At 51.1% G+C, this 21014-nt stretch carries 16 protein-coding genes; 11 read left to right on the top strand and 5 right to left on the bottom strand.

The window, feature by feature from the left end; all coding sequences use genetic code 11:
* Positions 1-20: 20 nt before the first annotated feature.
* The 6 genes from GU926_RS16970 to GU926_RS16945 all read left to right on the top strand — a co-directional run bounded on the left by GU926_RS16970 (position 21) and on the right by GU926_RS16945 (position 5773).
* Positions 21-416, top strand: coding sequence for a hypothetical protein (locus tag GU926_RS16970; RefSeq protein ID WP_160693981.1), 396 nt, complete (start codon positions 21-23; stop codon positions 414-416).
* A 127-nt stretch (positions 417-543) separates the two neighbouring features.
* Entirely contained in the window at positions 544-981 is a 438-nt protein-coding gene (locus GU926_RS16965) for a nucleoside deaminase (protein ID WP_160693979.1), read from the top strand.
* 142 nt (positions 982-1123) lie between these two features.
* Positions 1124-1666 (top strand): metal-dependent hydrolase, encoded by a 543-nt coding sequence (locus GU926_RS16960; RefSeq protein WP_160693977.1) that lies wholly within the window; start codon positions 1124-1126, stop codon positions 1664-1666.
* 180 nt (positions 1667-1846) lie between these two features.
* Positions 1847-2416 (top strand): peptide-methionine (R)-S-oxide reductase MsrB, encoded by a 570-nt coding sequence (gene msrB / locus GU926_RS16955; RefSeq protein WP_198001434.1) that lies wholly within the window; start codon positions 1847-1849, stop codon positions 2414-2416.
* Positions 2417-3014: 598 nt separating this feature from the next.
* Positions 3015-4463: a phytoene desaturase family protein gene (locus tag GU926_RS16950; RefSeq protein ID WP_160693973.1), complete on the top strand. Its 1449-nt coding sequence runs from the start codon at positions 3015-3017 to the stop codon at positions 4461-4463.
* Between the two features lie 470 nt (positions 4464-4933).
* A complete protein-coding gene (locus tag GU926_RS16945; protein WP_160693971.1) occupies positions 4934-5773 on the top strand; it encodes a hypothetical protein in 840 nt (279 codons plus the stop codon).
* Positions 5774-5873: 100 nt separating this feature from the next.
* Here GU926_RS16945 and lgt read toward each other — a convergent pair whose 3' ends face one another.
* Positions 5874-6701: a prolipoprotein diacylglyceryl transferase gene (gene lgt, locus GU926_RS16940; RefSeq protein ID WP_160693969.1), complete on the bottom strand. Its 828-nt coding sequence runs from the start codon at positions 6699-6701 to the stop codon at positions 5874-5876.
* 200 nt (positions 6702-6901) lie between these two features.
* Here lgt and GU926_RS16935 point away from each other — a divergent pair, with 200 nt between their 5' ends.
* The 5 genes from GU926_RS16935 (at position 6902) to GU926_RS16915 (ending at position 15666) form a co-directional block, all read left to right on the top strand.
* Positions 6902-7915: an NAD(P)/FAD-dependent oxidoreductase gene (locus tag GU926_RS16935; protein ID WP_160693967.1), complete on the top strand. Its 1014-nt coding sequence runs from the start codon at positions 6902-6904 to the stop codon at positions 7913-7915.
* 90 nt (positions 7916-8005) lie between these two features.
* The gene (locus GU926_RS16930) at positions 8006-8242 is read left to right on the top strand and encodes a 2Fe-2S iron-sulfur cluster-binding protein (protein ID WP_317165586.1); all 237 of its coding nucleotides are present in this window, start codon (positions 8006-8008) and stop codon (positions 8240-8242) included.
* Between the two features lie 971 nt (positions 8243-9213).
* Complete coding sequence (locus GU926_RS16925) at positions 9214-11805, top strand: TonB-dependent receptor domain-containing protein (RefSeq protein WP_160693965.1); 2592 nt, start codon at positions 9214-9216, stop codon at positions 11803-11805.
* 240 nt (positions 11806-12045) lie between these two features.
* The gene (locus GU926_RS16920) at positions 12046-12954 is read left to right on the top strand and encodes a carboxypeptidase-like regulatory domain-containing protein (protein WP_160693963.1); all 909 of its coding nucleotides are present in this window, start codon (positions 12046-12048) and stop codon (positions 12952-12954) included.
* A 147-nt stretch (positions 12955-13101) separates the two neighbouring features.
* On the top strand, positions 13102-15666 hold the full coding sequence (locus GU926_RS16915; protein WP_160693961.1) for a TonB-dependent receptor domain-containing protein: 2565 nt from the start codon (positions 13102-13104) through the stop codon (positions 15664-15666).
* A gap of 101 nt (positions 15667-15767) precedes the next feature.
* Here GU926_RS16915 and GU926_RS16910 read toward each other — a convergent pair whose 3' ends face one another.
* The 4 genes from GU926_RS16910 to fabF form a co-directional block, all read right to left on the bottom strand.
* Positions 15768-16424 carry an HD domain-containing protein gene (locus tag GU926_RS16910; protein WP_232058370.1) on the bottom strand — a complete coding sequence of 219 codons (657 nt, stop codon included), beginning with the start codon at positions 16422-16424 and terminating at the stop codon, positions 15768-15770.
* 152 nt (positions 16425-16576) lie between these two features.
* Positions 16577-18436: an NAD(+) synthase gene (nadE, locus tag GU926_RS16905; protein WP_160694886.1), complete on the bottom strand. Its 1860-nt coding sequence runs from the start codon at positions 18434-18436 to the stop codon at positions 16577-16579.
* Between the two features lie 562 nt (positions 18437-18998).
* On the bottom strand, positions 18999-19751 hold the full coding sequence (gene rnc, locus GU926_RS16900; RefSeq protein ID WP_232058368.1) for a ribonuclease III: 753 nt from the start codon (positions 19749-19751) through the stop codon (positions 18999-19001).
* Complete coding sequence (gene fabF, locus GU926_RS16895; protein ID WP_160693959.1) at positions 19751-21004, bottom strand: beta-ketoacyl-ACP synthase II; 1254 nt, start codon at positions 21002-21004, stop codon at positions 19751-19753. Before fabF ends, rnc begins: the two co-directional genes overlap by 1 nt.
* Positions 21005-21014: the final 10 nt, after the last annotated feature.

Here is a 21014-nt window from a genome sequence, read left to right as displayed (position 1 = left end):
AGGTAGTTTCTCAGCCCTCTATGCAGGACACGGTCCTCTACTTATTGCATGAACCGGGCAAGCATTATAAATTCACAGACACTAAAGGAGTTGACCCTATTACACTCAAAGAAAGTTGGGAGGACACCTACGCGTACAACAATTTGTTTCTCTATGATGGGCATCCTCTAAAATTCATTTCCAAGGATAAGGTAAGCCGTCAGCGATTGCAACCTTGGGAGTTGAAGAAGTTACCCGTTGTAACAGAGGAGCAACTTTTTGATTTCATCAGTAGAAACTATCCCAAACATGGGGATAAGAGTTATTATGGAGGTGTGTACTTCCGGCAACTTAAGCACATCTTCATAGTGGAGAGGAATGAGGGCACTGGCACACCAACTGTCACAGAAGTTCGGCCCTTAGTAGATTTTGAGTAAGAATCGTCTCCCTGCTCTATCGAAAACAAATAAGTAATGGATTGGAGATCGTGTACCCATATTGATTTCTTAGACTCACGTATATAGCCATAATTTCATCTCTGCAACTCCAACTTTCTACCATATCATGGACCAATTCTTACAGGCGGCTTTTGAAGAGGCGCAGAAAGGCTACCAAGAGGGCGGCATTCCCATCGGCTCTGTTTTAGTGCACAACGGCAAAATCATTGGCCGGGGGCACAACAAGCGGGTGCAGAACGGCAGTCCCATCTTGCACGGCGAGATGGACGCGCTGGAGAATGCGGGAAGACAACCGGCCTCTGTGTACAAGGAATGCACTATCTATACCACACTTTCGCCTTGCCCCATGTGCTCAGGCACCATCTTGCTGTATGGCATTCCCAGAGTAGTGGTGGGTGAGAACAAGACCTTCATGGGCGAAGAGGATCTGCTCAAATCTAGGGGCGTGGATGTGACTGTGGTAGACAGTCAGGAGTGCTACAACCTCATGCAACAGTTCATTCAGGAAAAGCCCACGCTTTGGAACGAGGACATTGGCGTATAGACCGTACTTGCGTTTTTGGCTTGTTTTCTGGTAAATAGGCTAAAAACGTTGTTCTGCCCACAAAATATTCTGAAGCCTGGAGCCTCCTTCTTTTTTACTTGGTAAAAGAAAGGTAGCTTCAGGCTTCCTTCAATTTACAGACATGGCATCTGCATTTGCGCATGCGTTGTTGGCGGTGGCCATCAGCAAAACTTCTACCAGTAAAAAACAGCTTTTCAAGTTTAGTGCCTTGGCGGCATTCTGCGCCGTCATTCCAGATGCAGACGTGGTCATGTTCAAGTTTGGCGTGCCGTATGAGCATTTTCTGGGACATCGGGGCTTTTCGCACTCACTGGCGTTTGCGTTGTTGCTGGGCGTTTTGGTGACCAAAGTATTCTACAGAGGTGTTCCGCTCCAGAGTCGGCAGGGACTCTTCCTCATCTTTATTTTCTTTCTATGCACGGCCTCGCATTCTTTGCTGGACGCCATGACCACCGGCGGACTGGGCGTGGCGGTCTTCTCGCCTTTTGACAACAACCGGTATTTTCTGCCTTGGCGCCCCATCCAGGTGTCTCCTATTGGCATCAAGCAGTTCCTCGGCCCGAAGGGCTTGGCCGTCATCCAAAGCGAACTTATTTGGGTGGGTATCCCGAGCGTGTTGTATTTGGCCTTGGTGGGGCTGGTGAAGAGACTATTGAGAAAATAGACATCACTAGGTACAGGCGGGGCAAAGCAGGTGATGGCACCTATCTACCTGCCTCGTTTTTAGCCTGTTTTTCAGAAAAGAAGCCAAAAACGCTGGAATACTTCTAGCGGCCCGAAAACTAATATGGGCGTAGACTTCGTTTGTATAGCAGGCAGGTTGCTGCCCTTATAGATGAGACCCATGAAACTACTTTTTTCAATTTACCTATTACTGCTCCTGCCTTTGCTCAGCTGCCAAAGCGCCTCTGACCAGGGCACCCAGCCCACGGCAACCACCGCAGTGAGCACGCAGCCCTCCGCGCCTGGGCAAACCAAGAACCCGTATTACTCGCGCACAGACACCACCAAACTGCGGCTTTCTGACGAAGAATGGAAGAAGGTCTTGCCCCCTGATGTCTATGCCGTTGCCCGCGGCAAAGGCACGGAGCGCGCCTTCACCGGCAAGCTCTGGAACTACACCGGCCGAGGCACTTATTACTGCGCCGCCTGCGGCAACAAGCTTTTCGCCTCTGATGCCAAGTTTGCCTCAGACTGCGGCTGGCCCAGCTTTTTTGAGACCTTCAGAAAGAACGCCGTCATCTATGAGCAAGACAATTCTATGGGCATGGAGCGCATAGAAGTATTGTGCGGCCGCTGCGATGCCCACTTAGGCCACCTCTTCGACGACGGCCCGCCGCCCACCTATAAGCGTTACTGCATGAACTCCGTCTCCCTAGACTTCGTCCCCGACAGCGGCTTGCAGGTGCATTAAGTAAATAGACCTACGACGCAAGACATAAGATGTAAGACTGTTGCTATCCTCAAGGATCGCCTGGTGTGCTGTTTTAGTGCTACAGGCGATCCTTTTTTTCAGTCCCAACCATTCTTCTTCTTCTTCTTCTCCACTTGTCATTCTGAAAGGACCTTTTGGGCGAACTAGACAGGCGCTAGCTAAACGCAAATTTTCGTTTTTGCCCTGTTTTCCAGAAACCAGACCAAAAACACAACACATTCTCCGTTGCTGCTTCACGCGTATAGCTTGGAGCTAAGCATTGGCGCAAGTTTGTAACTTGCGTGGGCCGTTCTGCAGAGATGGCAAATTGGAAAACTTCCCCTAATCTTATCCATAAGTTGCCGCTGCGCTCAAACCTGCGGGAGGTTTCTTTTAATAACCGTCTTTACAGCTTGCCCACAAGGTCCTTTCAGGATGACAAAAGGAGAGTGAAAATGTGAGCGCGGGAAAGAATCTGATAGTACAGCAAAAGGATGAGAGGGAAGATAAAAGCGTGAGGATTGGAGGTCATGGGTGGCGGCCACGTCAGCCAGGATACGTATCTTGCTTCTCAAACTAGTAAACACCTGACTCGCCTTTGGAAAAACGGGATTTTGATGCAGTAGTGGTCGGCTCTGGGCCGAATGGCTTGTCGGCGGCCATTGCCTTGCAGGAACAGGGATTGTCTGTGCTGTTGGTGGAGTCCAAAGACACCATTGGCGGAGGCCTGCGCACCAAAGAACTAACCTTGCCGGGCTTTCTGCATGATGTCTGCTCAGCCATTCATCCCCTGGCCGCCGAGTCTCCTTATTTTAAAACGCTTCCCCTGGCCCAGCACGGGCTGGAATACATTTACCCACCGGTAGCGGCCGCGCACCCATTTGACGGCGGCACCGCCGCAGCGCTCCTGCATTCCTTACCAGAAACGGCGCTTCATCTGGGCAAGGACAGAAAAGCCTATGAGCAATTGATGACGGCTTTGGTGAAGGACTGGCCAAACTTGGCGCCAACCGTTCTGGGTCCACTGCAATTCCCGAAGAATCCATTGGCCATGGCGAAATTTGGCATCAAAGCGATGTCACCGGCCACTACTTTGGCGAACCTAGTCTTTACCACTAAAAAAGCAAGAGGACTGTGGGCGGGCATGGCGGCGCATTCTATTCAGCCTTTGTCTAATATGACCACCTCGGCCATTGGCTTGGTGTTGCTGGCGCAGGCGCATTTGCACGGCTGGCCGCTGCCCAAAGGCGGGTCGCAGAGCATTGCCAATGCCTTGGCAGCGCATTTCGTTTCCTTGGGCGGAAAGATTGAGACCAATTATCATGTTACTTCTTTAAAGCAATTACCCTCCTCTCATGCGGTGTTGCTGGATGTCACACCCAGGCAGTTGCTGGAGATTGCGGGTCATTCGTTTTCCGCCATTTACCAGTGGCAGTTGAAGAAGTACCGTTACGGCATGGGCGTATTCAAGATAGACTGGGCTTTGGACGGCCCGGTTCCCTTCACTGCACCCGAGTGTAGACAGGCCGGCACCGTGCATTTGGGCAACACCCTGGAGGAGATAGCGCTATCAGAAAAACTTACCTCACAAGGGCAGTACCCAGAAAAACCATTTGCCTTGATGGCCCAACAAAGTGTTTTTGACCCCAGCCGGGCGCCGCAAGGCAAGCACACCGCCTGGGCCTATTGCCATGTGCCCAACGGCTCCACTAAAGACATGACCCAGGCCATAGAAAACCAGATAGAACGGTTCGCGCCGGGGTTCAAAGACCTGATTCTAGCCCGCCATGCCTTCAACACCCACCAGATGGAAGCCTACAACCCCAACTACATCGGGGGCGACATCAACGGTGGCATCATTGACGTGGGGCAGTTGTTTACGCGTCCGGCACTTCGGGCCTCGCCGTACAGAACCTCGGCCAAAGGCATTTACCTCTGCTCTTCCTCCACTCCTCCCGGCGGTGGCGTACACGGCATGTGCGGCTATTACGCTGCAGACCGCGCCCTCAGAGACATCTTTCAATTAAAAGCGAAGGTGCTCCGCTAAGGTGCGAATTTGAAGATTTGAAAATGAGAAGATTTGAAAATGTGGGAATGGGAAGATGTAGTGATTTCCAAAGTGTCGTTTTGGGGCTGATTTCCTGAAAACAAGCCAAAAACGACACTCACTCACTCACTCACTCACGGGAGACTTTTAGAAGCACCAAAAAAACCATTTCCTTATTGTGTGTTTTCACCAAAAAGCAGAGTAGCGCCTAGCTTTGGCAATTCATGAAAAACCTATCCTGAAAGCTTAAAGCACCGAGCCTGTTTTCGGCTTAAATCCCACAAAATAGCCTAAAAACGAAGCAGTCTTCTCAAGTAAGGCACTGGCTAATTCTTATCTCTTTGAATTTGCTGTTGAGGGATTAAATCACTTTCTAGACTATATTTTTCTCAACTTCTGGGTTTTCGCTTCGTTTACACTATTTCCTGCATTCGGGATTTTATACAAGAGACTAACCTAACAGTTCACCAATGAAACGATTTCCTCCGTTGCTTTTATTGGCTTGCGCCGCCTTCCCCCTTGCCTCTGCCCTGAGCAGTTACACCTCCATTCCTGTCGCGTTGGGTAGTCTGGAATTGCTAGCCAAATTGCCAGGTGAAATTGTGGAAAGTTCTGGGTTGGAGATGGCCGGTTCACCGGGACAGTACTGGACCCACAATGATGCCGGCAACCTGCCCATTCTCTATAAAGTCAATGAGCAAGGCAAACTCCTGAGCCAGACCCAGATTCAGGACGTGAGCAACAATGACTGGGAAGACCTTGCCCAGGACAACAAAGGCTACCTGTACATTGGGGACGTGGGCAACAACAAGAACGAGCGCCAGGACCTGAAAATTTACAAGGTGGCGCCCAAGCAGGGCTTCAAGGTGCAGACCATCAAGTTTAGGTATCAGGACCAGCCCACGGGCAAAGTAGAAAAGGAACTGCGCAACTTTGACTGCGAAGGCTTCTTCTGGCACAACAACAAACTGTACCTGCTTTCCAAGGACCGAGGCCAGAAACGCACTTCCAAACTCTACGAACTCTCAGACCAGGCTGGCACGCATACCGCCAAGTTGGTAAGCAAAACCCAGATATCCGGCGAGGTTACCTCCGCAGATGTAAGCCCAGATGGCTCCAAAATGGCCGTCCTCACGTATGGCAAGCTCTACCTGTATCCCATCAAAAAAGGTTCTAACCAATTCTTCAGCCAGAAACCGCAGATTATTACCTTGCCCAAGGCCGGCAAGTCTGAGGCCATTCTCTTCAAAGACAACAAGACGCTGGTCATGAGCAATGAAGAAGGCGATCTGTTTCAATACGCATTATAAAAACTGTCCCAAATTAAAAACGGTTCGGCCTCCGGAAATCTACTTCCAGAGACCGAACCGTTTTTAGGCTATTTTCTAAGAATCAGGCAAAAAACACCTGCTAGCTAACCATTTGCTGTGGTTGTCTGGGCTGACGAAGTGCGTAGATGAGCACCACTATGCCAATCAAAATCAGCGGGATGCTCAGCCATTGGCCCATGTTCAAGGCCAGCTCGTCTTCAAAGGCCTCCTGGTTTTCCTTCAGGAATTCTACCAGAAACCGGAACGTGAACAACAGCGTCACAAACAGGCCAAACAACAATCCGCGCATTTTACCGGCCCCTTTCTTCCAAAGCGTATAAAGTAAGATGAACAGGAACACGCAGAAAAGGCTTTCATACAACTGCGTAGGATGGCGCGGGTCTATGTAGGCCGGCACACCGTTGAACAGTTCAGTGTTGCGCACAAACTTAAAGGCCCAAGGCAGGTCGGCGGGTTTGCCAATGATCTCAGAGTTCATGAGGTTGCCTAACCTTATACACGCTCCGCCCACGGCCACCACAATCACAATTCTATCCAGCACCCATAGGTAATCAAACTTGTATTTGCGGCTGAACAGGTACAGAGACACCAGAATACCAATGGTACCGCCGTGGCTGGCCAATCCTCCCTCCCAGATCTTGAAAATCTCAATGGGGTTAGAGAGGTAATACACCGGGTCATAGAAAAGACAGTGGCCCAGGCGCGCGCCAATCACGGTGCCAATGACCATGTACAAGGTGAGCACGTCTACGTCTTCTTCAGAGCGGCCGTCTTTTTTATAGATGTATTTCTCAATGGGTTGAGTGAGCACAAAGGCCATGGCAAACAGCAGACCGTACCAACGCACCGTCAAAGGCCCTAATGAGAAAAGGTTGGGGTTCACATCCCAGGTGATAAAATCAAGCATGGTAGAGAGGTTAAAGCGCTAAAATTACAATTTAATATAAGAGAGGCAACCACCAAGATAGAATCTGGCAGAACACTTTCGCCTTTTTTGATGTTACTTTGCAGGCGCAAACCGCAAAACCCAAAAAAGGGAAAACGGTGGCACTGTTTAAGAACGGCAATGATGTAAAAGTCTTGCCTTTATACCCATATACCTCACTCATGTCAACTATAAGTACTGATATTTGCATCATCGGGGCGGGCCCGGTGGGATTGTTCGCCGTGTTTGAAGCCGGCCTTCTCAAAATGAAATGCCACGTGGTTGACGCGCTTCCGCAGGTGGGCGGCCAGCTCTCTGAAATCTACCCTAAAAAGCCCATCTATGACATCCCCGGCTATCCCATGGTATTGGCCGGCGATCTGGTGCAAAACCTGATGCAGCAGATTGAGCCTTTCCACCCCACTTTCACGTTAGGCGAGCGTGTAGAGGAGATTGAAAAACTAGAGGACGGCTCTTTCAAACTGATTACTACAGATAAAACTGAAATCACCTGCAAAGTGGTGGTGATTGCCGGTGGACTGGGTTCGTTTGAGCCGCGCAAGCCGGCCATTGAGAACCTGGAGAACTTTGAAGGCGGCAAAGGCGTGGCCTACATGGTCAAAGACCCAGAGTTCTTCAGAGACAAGCGCATTGTGCTGGCCGGCGGCGGAGACTCTGCCCTGGACTGGGCCATTTACCTGGCAGACGTAGCCAAAGAACTGACCTTGGTGCACCGCGGAACCACCTTCAGAGGCGCCCCAGAATCGGCGGCCAAGGTGTCTAGCCTGGCAGAGGAAGGCCACATGAAACTACTCTTGAAGTCTAACGTGACCCAGGTGCACGGCAACGGCCAGTTAGAATCTGTGACCATCTCGCCAGACGGCGCCGACGGCTACCAGGTAGAAGCAGACTACTTTATCCCGCTCTTCGGATTGGTGCCTAAGTTGGGACCGTTAGAAAACTGGGGCCTGGAACTGGAAAAATCGGCTATTGTGGTGAATACCGTAGACTACAGCACCAACATTCCGGGCGTGTACGCCATTGGCGACATTAACACCTACCCCGGCAAGCTGAAGTTGATTTTATGTGGTTTCCATGAAGCCGCCCTAATGGCCCAGAGTGCCTACTCCATTGTTTACCCAGACAAGAAATTTGTTCTCAAATACACTACCGTGAACGGGGTGCCAACCATGTAATGCCATGCAAGACGAGATAACCGTTTACGTAGAGAATGCCGCCGGTGAGCGCATTGCCGTTCCCGCCCCACAGACATGGGCCTAAGCCTGATGGAAGTGTTAAAGGCCAACGAGTTTGACATTCTAGCCACTTGCGGCGGCATGGCCCTCTGCGCCACCTGCCACGTGGAACTTCTGCAAGCCCCAGAACTCCCAGAAGCCTCTGATGACGAATTATACATGCTGGAGAACCTGCCCAACCTGAGAGAAGGAAGCCGCCTTTCTTGCCAAATCAAAGTTACCCCAGACCTGGACGGCACCGTGATCCGGCTTATGTCTGATCATTAACAGTTCTTCTTCTAAAACCAACAAGCCTCCTGCAAGTGTATTCTAACAGACATGCCTGCAGGAGGCTTCCGTTTTTAGTCTATTTCTCAGGAAACAGCCCAAAAACGGAAGGATTGCTGGTTATTGATTGATTTTATCTGTTGTGTTAACACCCCTTCGCCCCCCTCAAGGGGGGAATCAGCGTTTAGTAAAGGCATTACTACGGGCACATGTTCCAATTGCGGCTGGCAAAGGCCTCTGCTTAGTGCACCTGTTCCAATTGCGACCTAAAAAGGCCTAAGCTACACGCACCCGTTTCAGTCTTTCCGGCGAGTCGCCTAAGCAGGTTGCCGCCTCGGGTTAGAACGGCGGCCACCACAAGGCATAAGCAGCTTGACCTCCAAAGGAGCATCCACGCAGAAGAGGCAAGCTGGTACAGCGCGAGGCGGGAAGACGGGGCCTCGCGGCCGTGAGCGCTTAGCGGAGACAATACAACAAGGAAGCATAAGGGCACCGGAGCAAGCGGCATTGCTCGGGGATAGCCAACGGAAAGGCATCACCTGTAATAGCAAGTCACAGATGGAACATCCGCCGCACAGAAGAGAAATCCCAATGGGAAAAATCCACATATGGCAACAGTCCATGGCACAGACATTCGCACGTCCATGTGGGCTCCACGAGGTCTTTGGAGTACAAGCCCATCTTCCTTTCAGCGTAGTGTGATTCCTTTAATCAACCAAACGTCGTTTTTAGCCTAATTCCTGTAAAACACGCCAAAAACGGCTTTAAACGGTTTAAACCCATCTTTCCAAATCTGCCTTTCCTGCCCAAACGTTAACGTTTTGTTAAAATCAGCTTTTATCTGAAACAGGCTGTAATAATCCTTTACAAGCGCCTACTAATGCTCCAACTAAAGCAAATCAGGACGCCGGCTAAACCCATACGCTGTAGCGCACCCGGGCTTCAGGAGAAAGTATCACTTCAAGTTTTCTATGAAAAAATTTCTGCTCTTAACACTGTTAAGCTGCGCCACCACCGCTCCAATTTGGGCCCAGGCCCCTTCTCCCTCTGCCCGTCCGGCGGGCGCTCCTACTGGGGCTGCACCGGCAATGGCCACGCTGCAAGGCGCTGGTAAGATTACTGGAACCGTTGCTGATTCTTCCAGCAGCAAGCCGGTAGAATTTGCCACCATCGCGTTGGTGAACACCACCACCGGCAAAACCGTGGATGGCACCGTGACCGATGAGAAAGGCCGTTTCACGTTAAACAAAATCCCCAACGGCACTTACAAACTCACCATCAGCTTCATTGGCTATGACACCAAAGAACTGACCCAGATCACCATCTCAGATAAAGACCAAGACCACAGCTTCAATAAGATTGAGTTGAGCCCGTCTCAAACCAGACTGAAGGAAGTGACCGTGACCGGTGAAAAGCCTCTCATTGAAGACAAAGTGGACCGCATGGTCTACAACGCCGAAAAAGACATCACCAACACCGGGGGCACCGCCGCCGATGTGATGCGCAAAGTACCGTCGGTTTCATTGGACCAGGACGGCAACCTGCAAATGCGCGGCAGCGGCAACGTGCGCGTGCTCATCAATGGCAAGCCGTCTACTATGATGGCGGGGAACGTAGCAGACGCGCTTAAGCAGATTCCGGCAGACGTGATCAAAAACGTAGAGGTGGTGACCAGCCCATCGGCTAAATATGACGCTGAAGGCACCGCCGGTATCATCAACATTGTGACCAAGAAAAACAACCTGCAGGGCGTAACGGGCTCCACCACCTTGACCACCGGTACCCGCGCCAGCAACGGCAACGCCAACGTAAGCGTGAAGTCGGGGAAACTGGGTGTGAACGTGAACGCCGGCATGAACATGTTCTACGGCAAAGGCGAAATGAACCTGAGCCAGATGAACCAGGCCGAAAGAAAAGACAACCCCAACACGCTCTTGACCAATGAAGGAGACAACCCCAGCACGGCTGAGATAGAGAACAAGTATGTGACCAAGAGCCTCATCCAACAACTGGGAAGCAACCGCACCAATGGTCGTTTCGGCTTCGGGCAACTGGGCCTGGAATATGAGCTGGATGACAAGAACAGCCTGGCCGCCGGCATACGGGTAAACACGGGTCAGTTTAAAATGCGCTCGCAGCAGCATGCCACCGCGTTTTCTGCCAACCAACTGGCCGGCAACGCTTCTGAATTTGGCAATGAGACCTTGGTGAACGAATATGACCTCACCATGAAGAACAACAACAAGCGCCTGAGCATGGACCTGAACCTGGACTACACGCACTTGTTCAAGAAACCCCAACAGGAGTTCACCTTCCTAACCTTGTACAGCACCACTGACCAGGACAATGAGGTGTTCCAGACGCGCTATGACCTAGAAGGCAACACCATTTCTTATACCAACAACAACAACGAAGGCGAGAACAAGGAACTTACTTTCCAGGCAGACTACGCGCACCCCATGCCAAAGAACACCTTGCTGGAAATTGGCGCCAAGAACATCATGCGCGACGTGACCAGCCGCTCCTTCTACAACGGCCTGGCTTCTAACGGAGACTTCTCGTATGACCAGGACGTGCAGGCGGCGTATTTGTCGTATGGCTTCAACATCAACAAAAAGACGCAGGTGAAATTTGGCGGCCGCTATGAGTTGACTAACGTAGCCGCCGACTTTGTGGATGCCAAGCAGCCAGATTTCAAGACGGACTATGACAACTTCATCCCGAACGTGACCGTGGCCTATGACCTGAAACCAACCATGAAAGTACGTGCCTCGTTCACGCAGCGCATTCAGCGCCCGCAGTTGTTCTTCCTGAACCCGTACCGCCAGCAGCAGGGACCTAACCTGGTGGTGTTTGGTAACCCAGGGTTGGACGCCGAACTCACCGATGCGTATGAGTTGAACTACAGCACCTTCTTCAAGACTACTTCTTTGAACGTGTCTGCCTATATGCGCATGACAGACAACGCCATTGAGTCTGTGACGGATGTGATCAATGACACCACCTTCCTGACGTTTAAGAACATTGCCAAGAACAAGACCTACGGCATGAGCTTCTCAGGTTCCACCAAGCCCGTTCCGGCCTGGAACATCAACGGAAACGTGAACCTGTACTACGTAGACCTGAACGCGCCGTTTGCCTCCAATGAAGGCTTCATGTACAACATCAACCTGAGCTCTGGCTATGATTTTGGCAAGGGCGTGAGTGCGCAGTTCTCAGGCGGATTCAACGCGCCAAGAATTGCCCTGCAAGGCCAGATGTCAGCGTTCTCGTACCACAACCTGTCCATCAGAAAAGAGTTGTTCGCGAAGAAGGGCGCGTTGAGCCTGGGCATGGACAACCCGTTCAGGAAAGCGTTGGAATTCAGAAATCTGCAGGAAGGCATCAGCCAGACGTCTGGTTTGCCGTTCAGCACCAGAACCAACGTGACCCAGTACAACCGCGGCTTCAGGCTGACGTTTGAATACCGCTTCGGGAAACTGCAGCAGCAAGGCCCGCCCAAACGCAAGAAATCCATCAAGAACGATGACGCCAAACAAGGCGACGGTGGCGGAGTTCAATAAGCCATTCATCCTATCGCATTAGAGAGCGCCGGCAGCATACCACTGCCGGCGCTCTTCGTTTTTGGCCCCTTTTCTGGAAATCAGGCTAAAAACGCGGTAAGCTAGTCTTTCAGAAGCCCGGCCTGCCGAATCGAAAATATTAATATAGGCTATATACAATATTGAAATATAGGGTCCGTTTCCTGTCAAAGCCTTCTGTAAAGTTGTTGCGGCTACCTAAGTGTTCCATCGTTTTTATTCATGAATTTACTTCTGGCTCTTTTAGTTACTTTCTTTTCGGTCACTCCCTGGGCTCCCTCTGCCAAATTAACCAAGCTGCGTGTACAACAAACCGCAGCCGTTCATCTTTCTGGGGTAATTGTAGATGCAGAAACTCAGAAACCCCTTGCCTACGCCAGCGTGGGCATTTTGGAAGAGCCCCTGGGAACTCTTACCAATGAGCAAGGTGCCTTTACTTTGACCATACCCGCTGCCTACCCAAACAAACCTGTGCGCATCTCAGCCATTGGGTATGAACCCAAGGAGGTGCCCCTTCAAGAACTTACAGATGCGGCCACTACCCACAAAAACTTTAAAATTTCTCTTCAGGCCAAGCCCGTTCAACTCTCTGAAGTCAAAGTAAAAGCCACCCAATGGAAGAAGAAAAAGCTGGGTGGCAGCGCAGGGCCTAACACTTTCTTTCATCATACCTTCACCGCCTATCAACGACCCATCCAAGAAAGCCTGGGCCGCGAAGTAGGCGTCATCATCCCCAACGGGAACAAACAGACTTTTCTCAGCAAACTAAATTTCTGTCTCAGCAACAATCAATTTGAGGAACTCAAGTTTAGAGTTAACCTGTACGCAGTAAAAGACGGCCAACCCGCCGAAAGCCTTTCTTCTAAAGAGATTCTGACCAGCGTGAAGAACCTAAAAAAAGGCTGGGTGCAGGTAGACCTGGAGCCTTACAACCTGTATGTGTCGCAGGATTTTGTGATTGCCCTGGAATGGGTGGACGCCACCCCGCGCACAGCCCCTCAATCTTTGACGTTGGCGGCCATGCTGCCTGGTTTTCATACCACCTTCTACAAAAACGCCAGCCAGGCCAAATGGGCCAAGATGTCTGCCGTGGGCGTGGGCTTAAACGTGGAGGTCCAGCGCCCTGACTGATGCAACCTTCCCAGATTTAGGCGGTCTTTTCGTTTTTGGACTTTTTTCCAGAAAATAAGTCAAAAATGAAAGTCTGCCCATTAAACCATTGAGCTGCTATTTCATCTTAACACTTCCTATACTTATAACTCCCTTCCTATTTAGTACATGCGTTCTCTATTCTTGATTGCCACGCTGCAGGTGTTCCTGATTTCGGCGTCCTGGGCACAAAGCCCGTCTGCGGTTCCTACTCCTTCCACCACTACCTCAGCAGCCGGCGGCGGAAGTGCCCAGCGCGCGGGGGGCAAAGTCTCTGGCGTGGTCACAGATTCTACCACCAACAAAGCCGTTGAATTTGCCACCATCTCTCTGGTGAGCACTGCCACCGGCAAACCCGTGGACGGCACCGTGACAGATGACCGCGGCCGCTTCACTTTGAACCGCGTAGCGTTTGGCACTTACACCGTGCAGGTGAGTTTTATTGGCTACAACACCTATACCCGCAGCGCTTTCACCGTGTCTGAGAAAGACAGTGAGGTGGAGTTGGGCAACATCGTCTTAAAACCGGTGCAAAACAAACTGCGCGAGGTGACCGTGGTGGGTGAAAAGCCGCTGGTAGAAGACAAAGTGGACCGCATGGTCTACAACGCCGAGCAGGACATCACGAACATTGGCGGAACGGCCTCAGACGTGCTCAAGAAAGTACCTTCTTTGACGGTAGACCTGGACGGCAACGTGCAACTGCGGGGTTCTTCTAACGTGCGCGTGCTCATCAACAACAAGCCGTCCAGCATCATGGCCAACAGCGTGGCAGACGCCCTGCGCCAGATTCCCTCAGACATGATCAAGACCGTGGAAGTGATCACCAGCCCGTCTGCCAAATATGACGCCGAAGGCTCTGCCGGCATCATCAACATCATCACCAAGAAAAACACTCTCTATGGCGTGAACGGAAGCGTAAACGCCTCTGCCGGCAATAGGAACGCCAACGGCAACGGGAACATAAACATCCGGAGAGGTAAGTTTGGCTTTAACGCCAACCTGGGCACGCACCAGCAATACAACAACAAGAATGAGAATGAATTAGAACGCTTCTTATTTGCGCTACCAGCCACACACCCTGAGCATGATCCTGCATCTTTTTCCAGTACGCTCCTCCAACAGGGAACCTCACAGCGCCAGGGCGGCGGCGTGTTTGGGCAGATAGGCTTTGACGCTGATCTTGACTCCAGCAATTCCATCACGGCGGGCGTGAACCTATACAGAGGCCGGTTCAACAGCAGCGGTTTCCAGTCTAGCTTCACAGATTTCACAGACAACACCACTACTCCAGACCGTTATGTAGAAACCACCTCAGAGAACAAAAACCAACACAATTCACTGGATCTAAACCTGGGCTACACGCACATCTTCAAGCCGCAGCAAGAACTGGCAGTCTTGGGCCAATGGACGAACGGCGGCATGAACACGTCTTCTAACCTGGACAACGCCCTTGACCATAATGACTTCCTGGACAACCTGGTGCGCAACACCAATGAAGGCTTTAACCGCGAGATGACCTACCAGGTAGATTACACGCACCCGTTCCAGAACAAGACGCTGTTGGAGGTGGGCACCAAAGCCATCCTTCGGCACGCCGAAAGCGACGCGATCTACCGCGACATTGACCTAGACACAGACCAAACCACGGAGCGCGCCAACTCCTTTGGCTATGATCAGGACGTGTATGCCACCTACGCTTCTTACGGTTTCAAAGCCCTAAAGAATTACAACATCAAATCTGGGGTTCGGTTTGAGTACACCAACTTGCAGGCTAATTATATTGCCCCGGTTATGCCCTCTTTCAAGGACAACTACAGCAACTTAATCCCCAATGTGATGGTGTCGCGCACGTTCAAATCGCAGACCGTGAGAGCGGGCTATACCCAGCGCATTCAGCGTCCGCAGATCTGGTACCTGAACCCGTACGTAAACACCACAGACAAAATCAACTATTCCTTTGGTAACCCAGAACTGTCGCCAGAATTGACGCACTCATATGAACTAGGCTACAGCAATTACTTTAAGACCAGCTCTGTGAACGTGTCTTTGTACTGGCGCCAGACCAACAACGCCATTGAAAACGTACGCAGGATTGTGGGCGAAGAAGGAGCTCTGCCCGCGTCTCCAGAGGTGGAGTGGCGGAAGGACGGCAACTCCTACACTACTTTCTACAACATTGGCAAGAACGCCACCTACGGCCTCAGCTTCTCTGGCAACACCAAACCTATTCCGGCCTGGAACGTGGGCGGGAGCGTGAATCTGAACTACATTGACCTGAAGAGCAACCTCCAGAACAACGCGGCCCTGCAGTACAGCTTTAACGTGAACACGGGCTATGACTTCGGGAAGGGTTTGGCCTTGCAGGCGTTTGGGTCGTACAGTTCGCCAAGGCCTAGCATCCAGGGCAAGTTCTCAGGCTTCTACTACAGCAGCGTGAGCGTGAAGAAAGACCTCTGGGACAAGAAAGGAAGCATTAGCGTAGGCGTGGATAATCCGTTCTCCAAGTCCATCCAATTCACCTCAGACCTGGCTAACGACAATTTCAGGCAGAACACCGTCAACCAGAACTTTAACCGCAACGTGCGCGTGAGCTTCTCTTACCGCTTTGGCAAGATGGACATGAACCAGCAGCCGCGCCGCAAGAAATCCATTAGAAACGATGACGCCAAAGGTGGCGGAGAAAGCAACTAACCAATTTCTTATAGCCTAAAAACGGAAGCCCCGTCCTAGCAATTAGGGCGGGGCTTCCGTTTTTAGGCTATTTCCTCCAAAACTGGCCAAAAACGATTCTTCTATTCACTAGCCGGGAATTGGTCCTCTGGTTCTGGTAATGGTTGTTCAACGGGATATGGGTCTTTCTTTTTTTGGATGAGAAACAGCGCCTTCTGTACTTCATAACACGCCAAAAGATACAGCCGAAAGGGTTGGGCATTCTTCAAGACTTCCACCAAGGCCAGAATTTCAGGAATATATACCTTGGCAAAGTTTCGGTCATTCTGGGCGATGTCTCTGGTATTGTCAATGATGTCTGCCAGCTTGATGGCCTGTGCCGGAAGCGAGACAGAACCCAACCGCTGGACTTCCATTTCTTTGCGCCGCTTGCGGTTGTGGCCTGGGTACGCAGATTTGATAAACTGGTCTGTGAGTTCCTGCACCCAAAGCAACACTTCCTGGGCATTGGCATTGGTACCATCACAAATCTCTTCCAGAAAAGCTTCTAACTCCTTTGGTCTGACGGGCGTGTCTTCCAGCACGTCATGCAACAAAGCAGCCATGACCATGCCGGTAGTTCCGTCAAACTTCTTTACCGTATGCGCTACCCTCTCCAGGTGCTTGACATAGGGCTCATTGGTGAATTTTCGCCGTTGCTCTCCGTGCGCTTCTACTGCAAACTCCCACGCGATGCGCTCCAGCCTGGTCAAGAAAGAAGGACATTCCAACGGCTCCATATTGCTTTTTTTGAGTTAAAGACTAAATCCGTTTTTAGCCTGTTTTCTGAGAATTAGGCCAAAAATGGATATTCAATTCATCTTCACATTTTCAAATCTCCAAATTTCTAAATCTCCACATCAAAGAAATAGCACATTAGATAATTAGCACATTAACCAAGCTCACTCAGCTCTTGTCTAAAACCACCGCTTAGGATAGGAAACCGGAGCCAGCTGCGTGGGTCTACATTGTAGTCGTCCAGGTGGAAGGCGGGGGCGTAGCGTTCGCGTTTCCATTGGTTGCGGCTCCAGAGCGAATAAAAGCGCTGCACGTATTGCTTGAGTTGGTCGTCTGGGTAGGTGCCCTTCAGCTTGTCAAAAACCTGCTGCGGTGAAAGACGGTCATAAAATGCCAGGCGTTCAATCTGGTTGAGCAGCGGATACGGCATGAGGTCCTTTTCGTCGGTTTGGGCGCGCTCTAGCGGACGCAACTCGGCGGTGGGTTGCAGGTTGTTCACGTACTGCAAGCCTTCGTAGCCAAGGTTCAACTGCGCCCAGATAAGCCACTGCCTCACAAAGGATTTGTCTACGCCCGCAATTGGGGAAATACTGCCTGCCGTATCACCGTCCATGGTGGCGTAGCCTACTGAGGCCTCTGAGCGGTTGGAAGTAGCCAGCAGCAGGGAATTGGATAGATTGGCCAGCATCCAGATACCGGGGGCGCGCACGCGGGCTTGAATGTTCTGCAAGGCTAAATCGTCATGGTCCCAGGTCAAGGGCCTGCCAATGGCGTTTTCAATCTTGCCACGGTAGCCGATGACTTCCTGGTCTATGGTCCAGTTATAGAAAACGGCGCCAATGGATTTTGCCAGTTCCTGGGCCGAGGTAAACGTGTCATCAGAGGAATTCTCAGTGCCTTGGTAGGCGGTGATAAGCAGTTTACCCACCAGCGCGTTTCTGAGCTCTGTGCCGGATAATTTCTGGAATTCAGGTAGTTCTTCAATGGTAAGGCAATTGGTTTTGCGCACAAACTCTTCCAGTCCAATCTCCTGCACGGCTCTAGAGACCATCTCCGCGACGGCCACGGCGCATAAAGAAGAATCTGCCCCGCCGCTCAACGACAAGACAAAGCCTTTGCTTTTGCTCTTGCGCAGGTAATCCAATAAGGCCACGGTAATCGCAGAGATGAATTCCATGTTCTCATCTACCGGCGGCAACGGCGTCACGTCCACCAAAGGCAATGGGTTTTCAAAAAAGACCTCGGCGCACTCAAAGTCCACGTCTTTAAAGGACAGCAACTGGTTTCTGAGGACCACGTTGCCGTTTTGAGCGATCAGGATTTCGCCGTCATAGATCATCTTGCCGGCCTCATTGCCCAGCAGGTTCACGTACAGGTAGGTGCATTCAAACTGCTTGGACGCATCTACCACCAGATGGTACCGCACGTCTGTCTTGCTCATGGCAAAGTGGCTGGCGCTGGGATTGATGATGAGCTGCACACCTTTGGGTTTGTGCCTATAGGCCGGACGGTCTTCATTGCGCCAGGCATCCTCACAGATCTCAAACGCAAACTTGACACCCTGGTGCTCATAAATAATGTCACCAATTTGATACGTCTGGCCCAGCATCTCAAACTCCTGCACCGTATTGGCTGGCCATGAACTAAACCAGCGTGGCTCATAATGCACCCCGTCATTGGCCAAAAACTGCTTAGCCGTGAACCCTACAATTTGCTTGTCATTGATGACGCAGGCCGTGTTGTATGTAATGCCATTTAACCTGATGGGCAAGCCTACGCAGACAATCACGCCCTCGCACCATTCCTTGATTTGCAGGAGGTGTTGAAAACATTCTTCGGCTACCCATTCACTCAAAAACAAGTCCTCGCAGCCATAGCCCGGAATGGTCATCTCGGGGAGGCACAGGATGTCAACCTGTTGTTCTTTGGCCTGCTCAATGGCCTTCTTGATGTTGCTAAGGTTGTTCTCCCAGTCAAGGGGCGTTTGGTTGAGGGCGGCGCCGGCAAGTTTCATAGACATACTTCTTTTGCTGTTTGTAACGCAAGAATGGGCCGCAAGTTAAAAATACCCTGTGTATAATGTGCTAATGGTTGAAGGTGCTGATGTGTTAGTGATGTGAAGATTTGAAGATGAGGAAATTTGGAGATGAGAAAGACTAACTCTCCCGCAAGCTTGTAGCTTGTGGGTACTATTGGGGCAAGTTTACAAACTTGCGTGAATTGAAACCGTTGAGTGCGGGTTCTGCAAGTTTGTAAACTTGCCCTATAGAAAGCTCCAAGTTATAAGCTTGAAGGAGATTATTTTAAGAAGGATGCAGCCTTATTGTAGCGGCCGTGCGCATGCCAGATCACGTTGGGTCGTATCGCATACGCCCACCGCATTCCTTATCCCACCGCATTCCAAACACAAAGCCATTTCTTATCCAATATGCGTGCGGACACAAGCGGACGCTTGCGCCATGGTGCCAATAAGTTGACAGGCCTTTAACCCAGGAATAAATAAAAATGGAGAAACGGGAGATTAGGAAGAACCGTTTTTGGCTTATTTTCCAGAAAACAGCCTAAAAACGAGAGGATTACCCTACAATGGCACCAGTGGCTCTGAGGGCTTCCATACTTTTTTCGGCGGCGGCCTGCTCAGCTTTCTTCTTAGACAAACCGCTGCCGGTGCCAATGGCCTCGTCGTCTACAATGACGGCGGCCGTGAATTCTGTGTTGCTGCCAGACTGTTTCTGCCCAATGATCTCAAACCGAATGCTGCGGTTCTGACCCTGTGCCCACTCAATGAGTTTGCTCTTGAAGTTACTGGTAGTGGTGGTGAGTTGGTGCAAATCAAAATGCGGCTTCACCAGCTTGTCCAGAATGAACGTCTTGGTCTGCTTGTAGCCTTTGTCCAGGTACACGGCGCCTACCAATGCCTCTAGCGCGTTGCCGTTGATGAACTTGTGCCTAGACATGCCGGAACTGGTGTCTACCTTGATGAGCGTAGACAAGCCCACTTTCATGGCCAGGCCATTAAGAGACTCCCGGTTTACCATGCGGGACCTGATTTCCGTCAGGAAGCCTTCGTCTTTGTAAGGGTATTTCTTGAACAGGTACTCGGCCACTACCGCGCCTAAAATGGCGTCTCCCAAAAACTCCAGACGCTCATTGGTCTCCTGGTTCCCTTTGAGGTTCAGGCGCACGAAGGACGTGTGCGTGAACGCCAGTTGGTACAGGTGCAGGTTGTCTGGCGCCATGCCCGTAATCTGCGTGATGGCGTTGACAAAGGCTTTGTCTTTGTAGAAGAATTTGTGAAAAGCGCGGAGAACCGGTCTAATCGGAGACACTAGTCAACAAATTTGCGGAATATCACAGACGTGTTGTGGCCCCCAAACCCGAAGGTGTTGCTCAGTGCAATGTTCACCTCGCGCTCTTGTGCCTTGTTAAAGGTAAAGTTAAGCTTGGTGTTGAATTGCTCATCATCCGTTGAGTGGTTGATGGTTGGAGGAACTGCCCCGTTTTGAATGGCCAGAATACATGCAATGGCTTCAATAGCACCCGCTGCGCCTAACAGGTGACCTGTCATAGACTTGGTAGAACTAATGTTGAGGTTGTAGGCATGCTCACCAAATACATACTCAATGGCCATGGCCTCACTCACATCTCCCAGCGGAGTTGAAGTGCCGTGCACGTTGATGTAGTCTACTTCCTCTGGTTTGATGCCGGCGTCTTTCAAGGCGTTCTTCATTACGTTGCGCGCGCCCAAACCTTCTGGGTGCGGTGCGGTAATGTGGTACGCATCGGCAGACATACCACCGCCAATGATCTCGGCGTAGATTTTAGCACCGCGTGCCTTGGCATGCTCGTACTCTTCCAGGATGATGGCACCAGCGCCTTCGCCTAACACAAAACCGTCACGGTCTTTGTCAAACGGACGAGATGCTGTTTCTGGAGAGTCATTGCGCTCTGAAAGGGCTTTCAAAGCATTAAAGCCCCCAACGCCCGCCTCTGTCACCGCCGCCTCAGAACCACCGGTCACTACTACGTCAATCATCCCCAACCTTATGTAGTTGAAAGAGTCAATAATAGCGTTAGACGCAGAGGCACAGGCAGACACCGTCACAAAGTTAGGTCCCCGGAAGCCGTATTTAATAGAGATGGACCCGGCACTGATGTCAGCGATCATCTTAGGGATGAAGAACGGGTTGAAGCGTGGCGTACCGTCACCGTTGGCGAAGTTCACACACTCTTCCTGGAACGTACGCAGACCACCAATCCCAGAGCCCCAGATCACACCAATGCGGTCTTTGTCTAGTGCTTCAGAATCAATGCCTGAGTCCTTCACGGCCTGATCGGCCACAACCATAGCAAATTGCGTAAAGAGGTCCATTTTGCGGGCCTCTTTACGGTCAAAATATTGCTCAGGATCATATCCCTTTACTTCGCACGCAAACCGAGTCTTAAACTTAGAGGCGTCAAAGCGCGTGATAGGCGCTGCGCCACTCACCCCGTTAATAAGGCCGTCCCAATACTCAGAAACGGTATTTCCCACTGGAGTAAGCGCACCAAGGCCTGTAACTACAACTCTCTTAAGCTCCATAAGCTGCTAA

It is taken from the genome of Nibribacter ruber (assembly GCF_009913235.1).
GTDB classification, from domain to species: domain Bacteria; phylum Bacteroidota; class Bacteroidia; order Cytophagales; family Hymenobacteraceae; genus Nibribacter; species Nibribacter ruber.
Note: the sequence above shows the minus strand (reverse complement) of the source record. Positions and strands in the feature narration are given on the sequence as shown.